Annotated in this window: 14 protein-coding genes; 7 read left to right on the top strand and 7 right to left on the bottom strand. The window is 63.0% G+C overall.

Annotated features, from left to right (window positions below; genetic code table 11):
• Window positions 1–231: 231 nt before the first annotated feature.
• Together ACFYO1_RS02040 and ACFYO1_RS02035 are read right to left on the bottom strand one after the other, a co-directional pair.
• Complete coding sequence (locus tag ACFYO1_RS02040; protein ID WP_387226237.1) at window positions 232–891, bottom strand: NADPH-dependent F420 reductase; 660 nt, start codon at window positions 889–891, stop codon at window positions 232–234.
• Window positions 888–2,684, bottom strand: a complete 1,797-nt coding sequence (locus ACFYO1_RS02035) for an MFS transporter (protein ID WP_387226235.1) — start codon at window positions 2,682–2,684, stop codon at window positions 888–890. The genes ACFYO1_RS02040 and ACFYO1_RS02035 overlap by 4 nt, the downstream gene beginning before the upstream one ends.
• Here ACFYO1_RS02035 and ACFYO1_RS02030 point away from each other — a divergent pair.
• The 3 genes from ACFYO1_RS02030 to ACFYO1_RS02020 all read left to right on the top strand — a co-directional run bounded on the left by ACFYO1_RS02030 (window position 2,683) and on the right by ACFYO1_RS02020 (window position 5,619).
• Complete coding sequence (locus ACFYO1_RS02030) at window positions 2,683–3,087, top strand: RidA family protein (RefSeq protein ID WP_387226234.1); 405 nt, start codon at window positions 2,683–2,685, stop codon at window positions 3,085–3,087. The two genes, ACFYO1_RS02035 and ACFYO1_RS02030, sit on opposite strands and share 2 nt — an antisense overlap.
• A gap of 31 nt (window positions 3,088–3,118) precedes the next feature.
• Window positions 3,119–4,240, top strand: coding sequence for a terpene synthase family protein (locus tag ACFYO1_RS02025; RefSeq protein WP_387226232.1), 1,122 nt, complete (start codon window positions 3,119–3,121; stop codon window positions 4,238–4,240).
• 89 nt (window positions 4,241–4,329) lie between these two features.
• Window positions 4,330–5,619 carry a diguanylate cyclase domain-containing protein gene (locus ACFYO1_RS02020; RefSeq protein ID WP_387226231.1) on the top strand — a complete coding sequence of 430 codons (1,290 nt, stop codon included), beginning with the start codon at window positions 4,330–4,332 and terminating at the stop codon, window positions 5,617–5,619.
• Between the two features lie 10 nt (window positions 5,620–5,629).
• Here ACFYO1_RS02020 and ACFYO1_RS02015 read toward each other — a convergent pair whose 3' ends face one another.
• The 3 genes from ACFYO1_RS02015 to ACFYO1_RS02005 form a co-directional block, all read right to left on the bottom strand.
• On the bottom strand, window positions 5,630–7,423 hold the full coding sequence (locus tag ACFYO1_RS02015) for a CDGSH iron-sulfur domain-containing protein (protein ID WP_387226229.1): 1,794 nt from the start codon (window positions 7,421–7,423) through the stop codon (window positions 5,630–5,632).
• A gap of 101 nt (window positions 7,424–7,524) precedes the next feature.
• The gene (locus ACFYO1_RS02010) at window positions 7,525–8,109 is read right to left on the bottom strand and encodes a cysteine hydrolase (protein WP_387231644.1); all 585 of its coding nucleotides are present in this window, start codon (window positions 8,107–8,109) and stop codon (window positions 7,525–7,527) included.
• A gap of 72 nt (window positions 8,110–8,181) precedes the next feature.
• Window positions 8,182–8,466, bottom strand: a complete 285-nt coding sequence (locus tag ACFYO1_RS02005) for a hypothetical protein (protein ID WP_387226227.1) — start codon at window positions 8,464–8,466, stop codon at window positions 8,182–8,184.
• A 440-nt stretch (window positions 8,467–8,906) separates the two neighbouring features.
• On the opposite strand from ACFYO1_RS02005, the gene ACFYO1_RS02000 reads away from it, so the two are divergent.
• Entirely contained in the window at window positions 8,907–9,968 is a 1,062-nt protein-coding gene (locus tag ACFYO1_RS02000) for a patatin-like phospholipase family protein (protein WP_387226225.1), read from the top strand.
• Window positions 9,965–11,425 (top strand): HAD-IB family hydrolase, encoded by a 1,461-nt coding sequence (locus tag ACFYO1_RS01995; RefSeq protein ID WP_387226223.1) that lies wholly within the window; start codon window positions 9,965–9,967, stop codon window positions 11,423–11,425. The genes ACFYO1_RS02000 and ACFYO1_RS01995 overlap by 4 nt, the downstream gene beginning before the upstream one ends.
• 42 nt (window positions 11,426–11,467) lie before the next feature.
• On the opposite strand, the gene ACFYO1_RS01990 is transcribed toward ACFYO1_RS01995, so the two are convergent.
• Window positions 11,468–12,214, bottom strand: a complete 747-nt coding sequence (locus tag ACFYO1_RS01990; RefSeq protein ID WP_387226220.1) for a type 1 glutamine amidotransferase domain-containing protein — start codon at window positions 12,212–12,214, stop codon at window positions 11,468–11,470.
• 320 nt (window positions 12,215–12,534) lie between these two features.
• Window positions 12,535–13,437 carry a TIGR03621 family F420-dependent LLM class oxidoreductase gene (locus tag ACFYO1_RS01985; protein WP_387226218.1) on the bottom strand — a complete coding sequence of 301 codons (903 nt, stop codon included), beginning with the start codon at window positions 13,435–13,437 and terminating at the stop codon, window positions 12,535–12,537.
• A 263-nt stretch (window positions 13,438–13,700) separates the two neighbouring features.
• On the opposite strand from ACFYO1_RS01985, the gene ACFYO1_RS01980 reads away from it, so the two are divergent.
• Window positions 13,701–14,498 carry an enoyl-CoA hydratase/isomerase family protein gene (locus tag ACFYO1_RS01980; RefSeq protein ID WP_387226216.1) on the top strand — a complete coding sequence of 266 codons (798 nt, stop codon included), beginning with the start codon at window positions 13,701–13,703 and terminating at the stop codon, window positions 14,496–14,498.
• Window positions 14,499–14,620: 122 nt separating this feature from the next.
• Window positions 14,621–16,126, top strand: coding sequence for an FAD-dependent monooxygenase (locus ACFYO1_RS01975; RefSeq protein WP_387226214.1), 1,506 nt, complete (start codon window positions 14,621–14,623; stop codon window positions 16,124–16,126).
• Window positions 16,127–16,133 lie beyond the last annotated feature (7 nt).

Raw genomic sequence — 16,133 nt, 5'->3', positions numbered from 1 at the left:
ACAGCTTCGGATTGGTCGCGGGTCCGCCGAACGCGACCGCGGGGCGGTACAGCGGCCAGGGAACCACCCTGAGATCATCGGGTATACCGAGCAGGTTTCTCAGCCGCGGGAACTCGTGCGGCGCGCACGGAACCCCGTGCGGCTCAGCGAAACTGACTTCATCTCCAGCGGTGCACGTCCAAGAATCCGCGACTCCCGAGCGATCGGACGGGTCCGATCGCCCGGGGTCATTCAGCTGTGCAGCGGAGCGGGTGGGATTTCTCGCCCGGCGCGTACCGCGGCGACTACTACCTCGGCGTCGGCCCTGTGGTATTCCTCGCCATACACCGCACCGGCTCGACGTGGCGATTCCATGACCGCGCATTCCTTGATTCCCCCCAGATCCACGGGCAGGTAGCCGAGACTGTCGATGAACGCGGACACCACGTCCTTCGCACCACGATCATCACCGCAAAGCCACTGCACGACACGGTCATCGCCGACACGGCCGGCCACCTGTGCCTGGAACGCGGCAGTGAGCGTGTTGAAAGATTTGGTGTAACGAGCGCCGGGCATGCGCTCCGCGTTGAAGGCGGCCGCAGTCTGGCCGGTGACCGGCCCGACGCCGCCGTAGTGATTGGTTGTGTCCACGATTATCGCGTCATGCAGCGTCCCCGCCTGCCCCAGTGCCACGTCGATGGCCGGCCACGGCACCGCGAGGACGGTCAGGTCCGCGTCGATCACCGCGTCCCGCGCAGCGCCCGCCGTCGCCCCATCCCCCAGCTCGACAGCGAAGTCGATCAGCGACTGCGGATTTCTCGTGAAGCTGACAATTACCTCATGGCCGGTGCGTACCGCCTGCCGGGCAATGTTGCCGCCGATGCGGCCGGTCCCGATTACGCCGACGATCATGATGTGCCTTTCCGGGATGCGTCATTGCTGACGGGAATACTGTTATGGGTAACGTTTGCCAGGCCACGATCGCTCACCATTGCCTGTAGCGGCGGGTGGTCCGGCCCATCGTGCAACGCTCTTACCGTGTCGATGGCAATTGCGTCCGACGTGGTGACGCGCTGACTCTGCCGTTTGTGTTCCTCCCACGACGGGGCGACGAATGTTTCCAGGTGGCGCGCGGGATCAGCGGGGTCCGCGTAGATTTCCCAGCGCATCGCGCCGTTGCGGCGCCGCGCTCGCCCCAAATCGGTTAACGCAGAACGAAATTCGGTCAGTCGATCCGCCGGGATCCGGTACTCGACCATGAGCAGCACCGGTCCGTCATCCGGTGCGAGCGACGTGGGTGTGTACGGCTCCGAACTATGCGCTTGCTGGACATCGAGCACCTCGGACCCGTTGAGCCCGAACCAGATACTCAGCACCGTCTGCCCCGCCATTGCGACGCCGGCGATGGTCAACGTCAGAGGAATACTCGTAATGGTCGCCACCGAGCCCCAGACTGCCGCGCTGATCGCGAACGCCACCTGGAAGATCAGTTGGAAAATCGCGAGACCGCGCCCTCGAATCCACCCTGGCAGCACAGACTGAGCCGCGATGTTGAGAGTGGACAGCACACTCATCCCCGCCACTCCGGTGAATGCCAGGACGACCAATGCCATGGGAAATAACCCAGTCTGCGCTAGCACGATGAAGCACACCGCATACCCGGCGCTACCCGCGAGCGCGATACTGTCGGGGCCGAAGCGCGAGCGCAGGCGGGGCAGAACCAGCGCCCCGCACACTCCGCCGACCCCGAGCGCGCCGAGCAGCAACCCGTACGCGGAAGCCGAGCCGTGCAGTCGCACGCGCGTGAACACCGCGAGCAACGCTGGCATGGCGCCGAAGCACAGGACGAAAGCCGCGGCACGGATGAGCACGGCGCGGAATTCGGGAGCATTCGCTACGTAGCGCACTCCGCTGCGCATAGCGGAAGTCATGTGCTCCGGCGGCAAACTGGTTGCTAGTGCGGGTCGGTGCCAGACGTAGACCACCGCGATCACTCCGAGAAACGAACCCGCGTTGAGCAGGAATACCCCGCCCGACCCGACCACGGCGACCAGCACACCGCCGAGCGCGGGGCCGACGGCCTGCGATGCGGTCACGGCGGCCGAGTTGAGACTGATCGCAGCGGGCAGCTCAGCCCGGGGCACGAGATCAGGAGTTATCGCGGCGAAGGCCGGCGCCCCGAGCGTCGTACCGACACCGAGCAACGCCGTTGCGCCTAGCAGTGAGACGGGGTTCACCGTACCCGACAGCGTCATCCAACCGAGAAGTATCGCGACAACCAGTTGCCAGGCCTGGGTCACCAGCACGAGCCGTCGCCGATCGAGGATGTCCGCCATCGCCCCGGCGGGAAGGGCAAATACGAACATCGGCAATGAACTCGCCGTCGAGAGCAGCGCGACCAAGGCCGCAGAAGTGGTCAACGAGGTCATCAGCCAGGACGCGCCGACAAGGTGCATCCACGAGCCCATATTGGACACTACCGAGGCGAGCCATATCGCCCTGAACGCACCGACACGTAGTGGACTCCACGGCGATGCATCGGCCTGAGTTGCTTTCACCCGCGGAGAGTACTGCGGCGAATCGGTATCCCCAATTTTGGGAATACCGATTCGAAAGTCCGTCCCGTCGCACCCGTTGAGCCTTACCGGCGATGGGAACTGGTCGCTTGGCACGTTGTGGGCTCCGATCGAATAGAGTTCGGCCATGACCATTGCGACCTATATCAATCCGCCAGACCTGATGAGCAATCCGGCCTTCACGCAGGCGATTCGGGTACCGGCAGGCGCGGACATTCTCTATATCGGCGGCCAGAACGGCCTCGATAGCTCCCGCGAACTCGTCGGCACAGACCTGAAAAGCCAGACGCGGCAAGCTCTCGCCAACGTGGAAAGCTGCTTGCGCGCGGTAGGAGCAAATATCGAGAACGTGGTGAAATGGACCATACTCATCAAGGCGGGTGAACCGCTGCAGGACGGTTTCGCGGCCTTCCAGGAGGTCTGGGGCACACGGCCGAATCCGCCCGCCATCACTGCCGCCTTCGTCGCGGGCCTGGGGGTTCCCGGCGCGGTCGTCGAAATCGAGGCCGTGGCAGCCATCCCAGCGGCGTAGTCGACAACGGTGCACCAAGAGGAGGTCATCCATGGTGCGCGCCTACGACATCGGCGTCGAGCGGGCCCTCGAGTCGATGCATCGGCAATATCGAAAACTGTTACGTAACGACACCTCCTTCTCACTGCGCGAGCTGTTCAGTTCACCGGCGTCCGACATCGCCGAAATGAGTGCGGCCTTTCGACCCAACCAATTCGGGCCAGAAGCATGCCGGGCAACAGAGCAATTCTGCCGCACGCATCGAATATGGCTCGAAGGTGGCGACGACTACAACAGCATGACCCCATATCTGCATCCCGGCGCGATCGATGCAGAACGCATGACGATCATCGGCATCTTCAATGCGATCTTGTTCTGGCTGAACGACACCATAGGACGCGAGAAATTCGGTCATCTCAGTCCATCGGAACAGAACCGCGCACACGTCGCCGTTGCTCGGCTATCACAATTGTTCGGCGAACACCGCCCGCCCGCCGATCCGACCGATCTGGAATCGGCGGTGATTCGATTCCTCGAAATGCTGACCCGGTCGGCGAACCCGGCGTGGGTCGAGCGGTTTCTTCGCTTGACCGAGGAACACCTCCGACCCGCGCTCCGGGATCAGAACGCCCGGACCCGCGGATCGGTGCTCACGGTGGCGGATTACATCGACCTTCGTAACCAGATCTCGGGCATGTACCTCGCCGTCGCCCTCTGCGAGTTCGGCCGCGACAGCTATCTGCCGTGGGGCCGCATCACGTCGAGCGGGCTCGGCGGTGCATTGCGTCGGCTGCGGCTGCTCACCGTCGAGATCGGGGGGCTGATGAACGACGTGTTCTCCTTCGAGAAGGAATGCATCGCCGATCGTGCCGATTTCAACTTGATTCCGATTGTGCTGCTGAACGGTACGGACAATGACCTCACCGATGCCATCTTCGGAGCCTGCGAAATCGTACGCACCCGGGTTATCGCATTCAGTCACACGAAAGCGCGGCTGATCGATGCCGCGGATGCGACACCGGATCGGGACCTCGGCGCGCTTATCGCGGCACATATCGCAGACCTTACGGGCTGCGTGCAAGCCACCTGGGTATGGCAAAACGCGACACCGAGATACAAAGGCAAGTCGATCTTCGCGGAGAATCAAACCCTCACCACCAGCGGGAATACCTAAGCATAATTACGCCCCGCGCGCTGATCTACGGTGGATGCTTCCAAGCCGCCGATGGCGAGCGAATCGGGCACGATGATCGAGAGGTCGCGGTGGACGAGATCGAAGGAGCGGCACTGGCACGGGTGTGGTTGAGCGCCTTGACCGAACACCCGGACAGCGGCCGAACGCCGAACGAAGAACACCTGCTGCCCACTTTGACCGCAGTGGTGCGCTCATTGAGCGTCGCGCTCACCGCCGATCCGTTCAACACCACCGCAGGACTACAGTCAGGAACGGCTCTAGCCGCCGCAGGCCTCACTCAACCGGCGGTGCCGAGCATCTCCGCACAAGTGCTCCAACACCTGGCGCACATCCAAGATGATCGCGCTGTCGACCAGCGGCTCGCTGCGCTGCTCGCAGCTCTCGGTCAAGGTCATCAGGCACACCTCGACCTTTCTTCTCACGATTCGCCGACCTCGTCCGCTCCACCCGAAGACGCGCGGTTCCGGATTGTTTTCGACAACGCGGCGGTCGCGATAGCGATCGGCGATACCGACGGTGTGCTGCTCGACGCCAATCAGGGATTGGCCGACATGATCGGCGTCCCGGTGCATGCGCTCCGCGGAATCTCGGTGTACGACTTCGCTCACCCTGACGACCGAGCCGATATTCGTAAGCTGGTCTACCAGGAGTTAGTACCGGCAGGCACGGGCACGGTAAAGCTCGAGCGACGCCTCGCAAGGGCGGACGGCACCATCGGTTGGGCTGCTTTCGCCATCACATTCGTCAAAGGCGCCGACGGGCAAGCCGACTACCTGCTCGCGATCGGCGAGGACGTCACCGAACAGCACCGACTGCGGGACGAGTTGCGCCGGCAGGCGCGGCACGACCCGCTCACCGGCCTGCCCAATCGCCGTCACCTGCTCGAACAGATCGAGGCAACGCTCGAAGCCGCCGGCAGCACCGACCGGGTCGGACTATGCTTCGCCGACCTCGATCGCTTCAAGTCCATCAACGATCGTTACGGCCACAGCACCGGCGACAAGATGTTGAGTGCGGTCGCGGCTCGCCTCCGCGCGGCAGTCGAGCATCACCACTGTGTTCTCGGGCGGATCGGCGGTGACGAATTCGTCGCTTTGATACCGCCGCCGGTCGACGAACGCCGGATCGCCGCGATATCACGCAGCCTGGTGTCCGCTCTGGCCGCACCGATTTCCGTCGGCCCGCATCAACTGCAGGTATCGGCCAGTATCGGCGCGGTGCTCTCCCCGGTAGCCGGGCTCCGGGCGGAATCGCTGCTCGATGCGGCCGATACCAGCCTCTACCTCGCCAAGACCAACGGTCGCGATCAGTGGGTCCTGCACGTCGAAAAACCCGTCGAAGAACCCTCGACTCGATAGCGGTCAGTACCTATTCCGCGGTCCCTGTTTCGATCCAGCGCTCGAACAGTGCGACCCACGGTGCGGGCCACGGACCGTCGCACGGCATAGCCCCCCGCCGGACCTGATCCAATATCGCCTCGGCGTGGCTGCGCACATCATCGATCGACCAGAGATCGAATGCGAACACCATCGAGTTCCGGTCACGCGGCCGGAAGAGCGGCTTGATGTGCGTGTCGAAGCGCACCGTCTCTTCCGGGCCCGGCAGCTCGACCTCTGGTGCCGGCTCCTCCTCTGTTGCCAACGCAGAGATCCTGATGCCGGGCGGACCCGCAGCGGTATTCCAATCCCAATGCGGCATAGGCATGTTCGCCGGAGGTCGCGACTCCGATTGCGAATTCTCCACCGCAAGCCGCGATCCCCACTCGATGTACGACTGAAATGCCGACCGGAACTCCGGATCGTTGGGTAGCCCGGCATCCCGCGCGGCCCGCAGCAGAAGTTCCACCCACCGTGCACGCATCTCTTCCGAGAGCCGTTTGCCCTTGTGCTCGGAGAGCATCCGCTGGTACCCGCCGTACCCCGAGCTGTACCGTTCGGGACCGCCGAAGACCTCGCCGAGCCACGCGGCGACCCGCTCGGGATGATCAGGGGACATGTTCGAAAACACCCGAGAAAGCAGCGGATCCTCAGGCACGTACTTCTCGTAGAAGAGCCTGGTCATCCGCGTGAGTGCGGGAAAACCGCCGGCCCAGTGGAACATGCTCGGGGTTTCCCCATCAGGCAGCACCGGATCGGTGAACTGTACGTAGTAGTGCATGCCACTGCAAAATGGCTTGTTCTGCGATCGACCACATCGGCACAGCGCGTAGTGCTCGCGCGAGGCGCCCTGAGCGCGCGTCAGATCGCTGCCGGTCGGATCCTGCAACGGAATTCCGCCGGTCACCCGGTACGGACCGTCGGCGGTGACCGTGATGGTTTGCGGCCGGCAGTCGTGATGATCAACGGTCTCCCGGGCCTCGACCCCGTCCATCGAGAAACTCAGCGCGCCGGACGGACAATCGCGGACCGCGCGCACGATTTCGTCCATCCGCCCGCCGCTCGGCGCGACGAACGGCTCGGTACCCGCCCGAAACACCGACCCCAGCCGATCGGTACAAAACCCCGAATGCTGACAGATTCCGCGGTTGTCGTGAATCGTCACCTGTTGACCGACGTATGAGTCACGTCGATCCGGCACCCGATCCGGACTGACTTCGTCGGTGAATCCGCTGTCGAGATGACTACCGTCGCAATACGGTTTGCGCTGCGAGGCCCCGCAGCGACACAGCGTAAGCAGCGGGCGCACCGCGAGTCGGCAGCCCAATCCGTCCGACAGTTCCGTCGGGTTCAGCACCACATATGGTCCGTTTTTCGCGGTCCGGATGAAACCCGCTCGGTCGCCGGTCAAGGCCGCCAGCGCCGCGAGGTTCTCTTCGATCGCGGCCGCGTCCGGCGGCTCTTCCCAGCGGCAAGCCAGATCCTGCAGCGCCGCCGCGGCCTCCGCCAGATCGGTCGCACCGTCCTCGACGAACAATCGAGTCGCGGTCTCGGCCAGCGCCCATACCGCGGCGGCAGCTACCGGCGTGGGAATCGAATCGACCCGCGCATCAGTCGCAGCGTCACCGAGCAATCGGTTGAGTGGCGCGAGAACCGAATTCGCCACGCCATGGGCAAACGATGCTCTCCTCGCGTCGGTGGCGGTCGTGCACTCCGCGTACAACTGAGCCGCCCGGGCATGCAGTGTCGCAACACCCGCTCGAACATCTGTTTCGTGAGTCGTCATCAGCGTCACCCATCACGTCCGAGTCAGAATCAATTTCCTGGCACGAGATATGTTGAAATTTCCTAGTCAACAGCACGACCGCCGTCCCGAGCGGCTGGTTGTCACGGTCGATGGCGCCGTAACAACTTCGTCAGCGTCGCAACGTCCGTAGTCAGCGATCCGCCGGCGAACTCGAGCGCGGCCAGCGAACGTTCGGCCGCGGCCGGATGTCCGGCACCACAGGCGTCCGCGACCACGATCGGCAGATAGCCGAGGTCGGTACCGTGCCGTACCGTCGGCTCGATTCCCACCTCCATCGCGATACCGGCCACCGCGAAGCCTTGAATTCCGATATCGCGCAGAGCGATATCAAGCGGTGTACCCGCGAAGGCCGACATCGTGATCTTGTCGAATACCGCCTCTTCATCGTTCGGCGTCAGTTCGGGCACCAACTGGTGTTGCGGCGAGCCGGGCGGAAACGCCGGGTGGATATCGGCGATGTCGTCTACGTGCTGCCAGGCGAGCGCGGTCCGCAACTGTGTCACTCCCGCCATAGCGAACGGTAGCGACATATGCCGGGTATAGACCACCCGGAAGCCACCTTCACGCGCAGCGTCTCGCAATTGAACACACGCTCGAACATAGTCGTCACCGTTCGGTAGCTGACGCACGATGCCGACCTGCATGTCATAGATGAGCAACGCCATCCGCGTCGGATCGCATATCTCGTCGACAGTTTCCGGTATCGACAAGCCGTAGCCGTATCGCACGCACGCCGCCTAGGTTGTCCGGTCATAGGGCTCGTTGACGTCCACCGAGGCGTCCATCAACTGTTCCAATGGCAGCGGCGCGGTCACCGGTATATACGTCCACTCGAGCAAACCCTGCTTCGACAAGGGGAAGTCGTCGACATATCGCTTGGCCTCCTCCACGCTGTCGACCTCGAAGACGATAACCACCCCCGGCTCATCGGCCCGTGCGTAGTTTTCCCGGACGATGCCCGCTTTCCACAGCCGCCATACGTTGGCGACCTCTTCGCTCAGATACGGCTGGATCGTCTCCATGGTGACCCCTGGCTTGAAACAATCGTAGGTTATGACCTTCATCGAACTGCGACTCCATCTCCGGTGAGGAACGGGATCTCACCCAACGTGAAAGTCTGCCCGCCCGCCACACCGCCCGCCGGACGCCAGTTCCCAATCATGGGAAGTGCGACGCTCGCGAAATTCTCGACACAACTCGACTCGGACGAGAATGAGAGCGCGTCGACATCAAAGCATAGTGCCTATCTAATAGTAACGAGTCGACGATTCAGGTGACGACCTAATCGTGTTGGCGGAGAGAACAAACCGCACCCGACGTCCGGACCGAGAGCCGACCGCCGGATAGCCCGCTTCCCATCGACGGGAAGCTGACGCGGGCCTGGCCAGGATACCGTCGACCTGCTCATTGTTCCATCCCAGTGAGCACCATGGTTTTCGGTTCATATTCTTGGAGACAACGGATGATCGAGCCCAGCCGACCGGTCGAGCAGTACTGGAACACCGAGCATCCGGTACTGGAAATACTTCGGCACAGGCGAGCTACGGGCAGCAAGCCGGGCCAGCGATCCGACTTCGCCAAGGTAGGCCTGGCGATCGGCGGCGGAGGAATGCGCGGGGCAATTTCCGCAGCTATGTGCACACAGCTCGATGATGCGAACTTCAAGGACGCATTCGATGTCGTATACGGCACGTCTTCCGGTGCGATAAACGCTGCGTTCTTCGCATCGCAGCCAGCCCGCACCTGCTGGATTCCGCTGTCGATCTATTACGACGACTTCGTCATGAAAAGATTCATCGGGTACGCCCGCGCCCTACGGGGGAAACCCATTGTCGACCTCGACTTCATATTCGATGATGTGCTGAAATCCAGGATTCCACTCGATTACGAGGCCGCGGCACACGCCGCCCAGCCGGTGATACTCGCGGTCACCGACGCCGAGGCGAACCGAGCAATCGTCGTTCGCGATCACCACACGGGTCATCATCTGGAAACGTATCTTCGCAGCGGCGCCCGCTTGCCGCTCGCCACCAATAACCCGTCAGTCGGCGACAATCAACTGATCGACGGAGCGCTGTTGATGCCGTTGCCGTTCCGCATGGCGGTCGACGACGGCTGTACCCACATCCTGTCGCTCAGCACGCACCGAATGCGGGCACCCAGCCGGCGGGTGGCAGTGACACACCGTGCGTACTCGGCTTACCTCGACCGGATCAGCCGCGGCCTTGGCACGGCGTACTTGAACGCTCTACAGCAGCGCCAGACCGACCGCGAATGGCTCTCGACCCGCCGATTCGACTCTGCGCCAGGCGAACCGCACGTCCTCGATCTCGCGCCGTTACCGTGGATGAGCGAGATCCGGTTCACCGACACCGATCCGAGGACCGTGCTCGACGGCATCCGAGCCGCATACGCCGTATCCTCCTGGGCTACCGAAGGTATCGATCGCGATCACTCACAGGACAGTCTCGGCGACGCTATTCCTCGGATGGCGATGGCCGTTGTGCCGGAGTCTGCCGCGTGAGCGAACCGGACGAACTCGATACGGTGATTCGCGCCATCCGCAACGGCCCGCGCGGACCGGAGATCGGTGCGTTCTTCGATTTCGACGGCACGCTGTTCCGGGGGTTCCGCCGAGCACGAACCTCGGCGATTCGGCGACGCCCAACACCGAACGATTTGATGAACTCGCTGCTCTCCGGGTTATCGGGCCGCAAAACCAGTGCGCGCTCACGTAGCACCGAGCGTCTGATATCGGCCACCTGGCGTGGCCGGGCGGCGGCGGATTTCGAGCAAATAGAAGACCGACTGTTCACGCGCCACATCGCCGGCCACCTCTTTCCCGAAGCCTGGCACCTGATCCGGGCACACCGGTCCGCCGGGCATACCGTGGTCATCGCAACGGCGGCCACGCGGTTCCAGGTCAGCGGTTTCGCCACCGCGCTGGGCATCGAACACCGTGTGTGCACCGAACCGGAGATCCAGAACGGGAGGCTGACCGGCGAGGTGCACGGTCTCGTCGTATCAGGTTCGCACAAAGCCGATCTCGTCGTCGAATTCGCCACAGACAATGGAATCCGGCTCGACAAGAGTCACGCCTACTCCAACGGTGCCGCCGATATCCCGCTGCTTCGCCTGGTCAGCCATCCGATCGCGATCAATCCGGATCACGCTCTGCGATCGACGGCGCAGCGAAACAGCTGGCGAGTACTCCGGTTTCGTGACCGTTGCCCGCTGCCCCTACGGGCTGCCCGCACCACTCTCGGATTGATCGGCGTTGCCGGCGCGGGCGTTGCCGCAATGCTGTTCTCGCTCAAGCAGAGTCGACGATCCGGCATAGACCGCATGTACAACTGGGTGTCCACGAGTGGTCTCCGCGGCGCGGGCATGCGCGTACGGATCGCCGGTGCCGAGCACGCTCTCTCGCCGCGGCCCGCGGTCTTCGTCTTCAACCATCAGAGCCAGCTCGACGTGCTGATAGTGCCCTATGTTCTTCGTGGCGGAATCACCGGTGTCGTCACCGAAAAGGTAAGGCGCTACCCGATTCTCGGCCCACTGCTGCGATACGTCGGCGCGGTTTTCGTTGATACCAATTCCCCTGCGCAGGCTCGACGGTCGATCGAACCACTTGTGGACGCCTTGACGTCGGGAACCTCGGTCGCGATCGCACCCGAAGGCCAGGTATCGCCGACACCGGAGCTGCTTCCGTTCAAGAAGGGCGCGTTCCATCTGGCCGTGCAGGCGGGCGTGCCGATCATCCCGCTCGTTATTCATAACTCCGGACGCGCTCTCTGGCGCAGCGCGGTCACTGTGCGGCCGGGGAGAATCGACGTCACCGTGTTGCCCCCGATCGACATCGGTACCTGGAACCCGGGCGAGCTCGAGGCGAACATTACTGCCCTCCGCGACCTGTACGTGGAAACGATGACCGACCCCGACCGGTCCATCGGCGACGCAACCGAAACATCGGCGATGAAATAGCGTCGCGGCGGCCGAGGCGAGGGCCCGCCCGGACCGTCGGCGTCAGATACCGAGGGCTTCGATCACCAATCGAGCCGCGGCAGCACCGGAATACTGTTGCTGACCGGTGATGAGGTTGCCATCACGAACGGCGTGCGGCTTGAACCGGCCCTGCACAATGAAGTTGGTGTGCCGAAGCTTCTGTGCCTCGTCTTCGATACGGAACGGCTGAATGGTTTGGCCGACGTATTCGTCGGCATAGTCCTCCTCGGAGTTGGCGAACCCGGTCCAGCTACGCCCATCGACGACCAGCCGACCGCCTGGCAGTGTGGCTCTGAGCAGAATGCAGGTCGCATGACAGACCACCGCGACGACCTTGTTCGCGGCCACCCGCGATGCCACGAGTTCATGGATGGTCTCGTTCTCGATGAAGGTGTACATCGGGGCCTGGCCGCCGACGAGGAAGACGGCGTCGTAACTCGCAGTGTCGACGTCTGCCAGCACCAGTGAATTCTCGACAAGGGCAGCGTGTTTGGCGGACGAGATGAATCCGAGGCTGAGCAGATCGTCACTGCTGTAGCCGGACTCGTCCCGCGGATCGCTCCATGCGTCGGCCACCAGTGCCCCACCGTCGGGACTCGCGATGTCGACCGCGTAGCCATGCTCGACGAATTCCCAATAAGGGTGGGTGAGCTCCGCCCACCAGAATCCGATCGGCCAGCCGGTCTGGCGGGAAACCGCAGGGTTCGACGCCACAATGAGAACCCGCTTGGGGTGCTCCGGGGTCAACACATCAATACGCGCACTCATCACTACCTCCGGTAAACTTGCAATCCAGTCGATGCCCTACGACCACATGAAATCGGGTCCAGGTCGGAAGAACGTCGGCATTCGCCGCTGCCCATATATCCACTTTGTCATCGGCCACCGCTCCGTAGGTATACCTGGTGACCTACACGAGGCAGCGTAAGCGCGATCCGGGGACTTCCCATGAATGGGAAGTATTGACGAAAGAACATCGCACCATGAGGATGTCTGATCCGGTCGCTCGAAGAGCCTCTCGCCGGAAGCCCGGAGCAGCAACAAGGATGGCGTCGTCAGTGACTATTGTCGGCAATGCGCATCGACTGTCAGCGCAGTAACTCAATGACGGGGGCGAACTTCCACATATCCGCCTCGTACACGGTGATGTAATTGATGCCGAAGCGTTCGCGCCGCTCACGCACCGCGTCAGCCATCTCGTCCGGTGTACCGATCAACAGCTCCGGAACGTCTTCCAGCCGCTCGGTACCGTCGACCGCCAATCGCCCATTCAGGTCACGCAGCTCCGCATCCAGTGCGGTACGCGCGCTCGGCTCGGCTACCCGATGAACCAGCATGTTCACCTCGGCGGGTTTCGAACGCCCGGCGAGGAGCTGACGGAGCTGGTCTGCCTTCGTCGCGGTCTCGGTGGAATTGGCCAAAAACATTCTGGGAATCCCGTTCTCGCCGCTATCGCTCAAGCTGTGAATTCCGGTCAACGAAACGATATCTGCATGTGCGGCGGCGATACCGAGGCCACGTGGCCCCCAGCCCGGAATCATCAGCGGCGGTCCTCCCGGCTGCGCCACACGCGGGCGATATCCGCGCTCACCGAACAGTCTTTTGAGCGTCGCTACGGTATCGACAAGATGGTTCATGCGCTCACCCACAGGGGCAAACGGTATACCGGCTTCGTCGAATTCCGATCGCACGTAACCGGCCCCGAGGCCGAGCTCTACACGCCCTCCGGACAGCTGGTCGAGAAAAGCAACGTCGCGTGCCAGCAAAACGGGGTTATAGAAGGAGGTATTCAATACGAATGTGCCGAGTCGAACCCGCGCGGTCACGGCTGCGGCCATCATCAGACCCGGAATAGGCGCAGCCACGCCCAGGTGATCCGGAACCGCGATCACATCGAACCCGAGCGCTTCCGCGGTGCGGCACTTTTCTGTCCACTCCGCGCCGGACTTCGAAAGGAACAGCACAACCCCGAACCGGAATGGAAGATTCACCGTACGACGCCTTTCGCGGATTTAACCTGACAGTCGCCGCGTGCTACAACAGCTGACACTGAACGGCTCCCTGCAAAGCAGGGACTGCGGAGCCTACCCTACTGCTACCGCCCAGACAGTCCGGAAATATCCATCACCTACCACCCTTCTTGTGCGTGCGGTAAGCCGAATGCTGTATCACCGCCGAGCCGGAACCGGCCCGAATACAGTGACCACAACCGGCTGCCGAAGCTCAGCCGGATACTCCCAAGGAGGCTCCCCTGATGGGTGCGATTGGCAAGCAGACGGTGACGGTCCATCCACAGCCCGGCGGCTGGACCACCGTTCGACTGGACAACCCACCGATCAACCTACTGGACAATCACGTCTATCGTGAACTGGCGGACAAGCTCGAGCGGCTCTCGGCCGACTCCGAAACCAAAGTGGTAGTACTGGAATCGGCCGATCCCGACTTCTTCTCGGCGCACTTCGACGGTGACCTCGGGCCGACGGCCATGGCCGAAGTAGCCGCCGCGTACCCGCGCATGATGGCGGCGCTGCAATCGCCCCGCCTGGTCAGTATCGCCAAGATTCGTGGCCGCGCCCGCGGCGGCGGACTCGAGCTGGCGCTCCTGTGCGACATGCGTTTCGCCGCACTCGACGGGACATTCCTCGCGCAGCCGGAGGTCACGGTCGGCCTGATACCGGGCGGCGGCGCGCTCCAGTTGCTACCCACGTTGATCGGCAGAGCCCGTGCGCTCGAGCTTATCCTGAGCGGTCGAAATGTCGACGGCGCTACGGCCGAACGCTATGGCATTGTCAACTGTGCCGTGCCCAACGACGAACTCGATATGTACGTTGCCGACCTCGCCGCGCGTATCGCGGGCCATCCCATCTCGGGGCTCGCGGAGGCCAAACGGGCGATCAACCGCAGGTACCTCCCCGACCCCGCCGACCTCGCCACGGACACCGCGGCCTTCCGCCAGTTGTTCGATTCGCCCGAGGTGCGCGCGGCGATCACGGCAGGGATCGAGGCCGGACTCCAGAGCCGCGGCCCATTGGAATACAGCTTCGGCGACTGAGTCCTGGAACAGGACCGAGCCGGCCCTTCAGAATTACCTAGGTAATAAGTGAACTGCGCATTTTTCACCAGTGGTAATCGACTTGGTGGCACCCATACAGCAGATCAGGCACAGTGGACGGTGTGCCTGACATCGATGCTGATGTGCTGGTCGTTGGTGGTGGGCCCTCCGGACTGCTGCTCGCGACCGAACTGAGCCTTGCCGGAATCCGGACCGTCGTGATCGAGCGAGACCGGGATCGAAGCAGGCAGACGAAGGCGCTCAATCTGCAACCACGAGCCGCTGAAATCCTGGAATGGCGCGGCTGGCTGTCGCCGATGAGCGAGTACATCTACGGGACTCTCCCGACCGGCCACTTCGCGGGCATCCCGCTGGACTACAGTGCGCTGGACAGCAGGTTTCCCTACCAAATCGGCATCATGCAAGGTGATGTCGAACGTGTATTGGAAAGCATCCTGGCCGATTTCGGCGACCCGCTACGGCGGGGCCACGAATTGGTACATATCGATCAAGGCCTTGGCACTGACGACCAAGAGGTCGTCGCCCGGGTGATGATCGGCAATGTTGAAAAACGGATCACCGCGCGCTACTTGGTCGGCGCGGACGGCGGACACAGCACCACGCGCAGGTTGGCAGGTTTCGAATTTCCCGGCCGTGATGGCACTGTCCCCGGCGTCGTCTGCGACATCACGCTCCGCCGAAAGCCGCCCGACCTCGCCGACGGCTGGTCACTGCCGGCGTTCGACCCCGAGCGGAGCGACTTCGCCTACTTGCTGCCACTCCGAAACGGCTTGTACCGGCTGGCCTTTCATGGCCCCCAGCAGGTGGGGATCGCACCCGACACCCCGGTGGGCGTTGACGAGGTGCGTGACGCGCTGATCCGCGGCTTCGGGCCGGATATCGAGATTGATGAACTTCGCTCCGGCTCTCGCTACACCAACGCCTCGAGACAGGTGAGCGCGTACCGGATGGGACGGGTATTCCTGGTCGGAGACGCCGCGCACATCCATGCCCCGCTTGGCGGCCAAGGCATGGGGCTCGGCCTCCAGGACGCATTCAACCTCGGCTGGAAGCTCGCTGCCGACATCAACGGATGGGCGTCACCACATCTGCTCGACACTTACCACTCCGAGCGGCATCCGGCCGGAGCCGCCGTGCTCGCCAATGTTCGCGCACAAGCGATGTTGACCGCTCATCATCCCGACACCCCGGCTCTGCGTACCCTCTTCACTGAGATCTTGCGGGTACCGGCAGCGAATCTCAAAGTGGCGGAGGATATTTCGGGGCTTTCGGGACGCTACGATCTGGGTCCCGGACTGGGCCACCGCATGCCCGACTTGGCGCTCGGAAATGGCATCATGCTGTCTTCGCACGCCAATGATGGTCTCGCGCTGTTGCTCGACGCCACCGCGGACCACCGGCTCGTTTCGGTCGCGTCCGGATGGAAGCGCCGAATACGTTATCTCACAGTCGATCCCGGTTTGCTTCAAGGATCCGCGGTCCTTGTACGCCCCGACGGCTATGTCTGCGGATCCGGCGATGATCCGCAGGCGATGGCTTCGACGATGGCCACCTGGTTCGGCAGAGGCACGAATGATGATGTCGTGCCCCGCGACAGGCGACATTGAGGCCGAA

The sequence above is a fragment of the Nocardia sp. NPDC006044 genome (genome assembly GCF_042871115.1).
Taxonomy (GTDB): domain Bacteria; phylum Actinomycetota; class Actinomycetes; order Mycobacteriales; family Mycobacteriaceae; genus Nocardia.
Note: the sequence above shows the minus strand (reverse complement) of the source record. Positions and strands in the feature narration are given on the sequence as shown.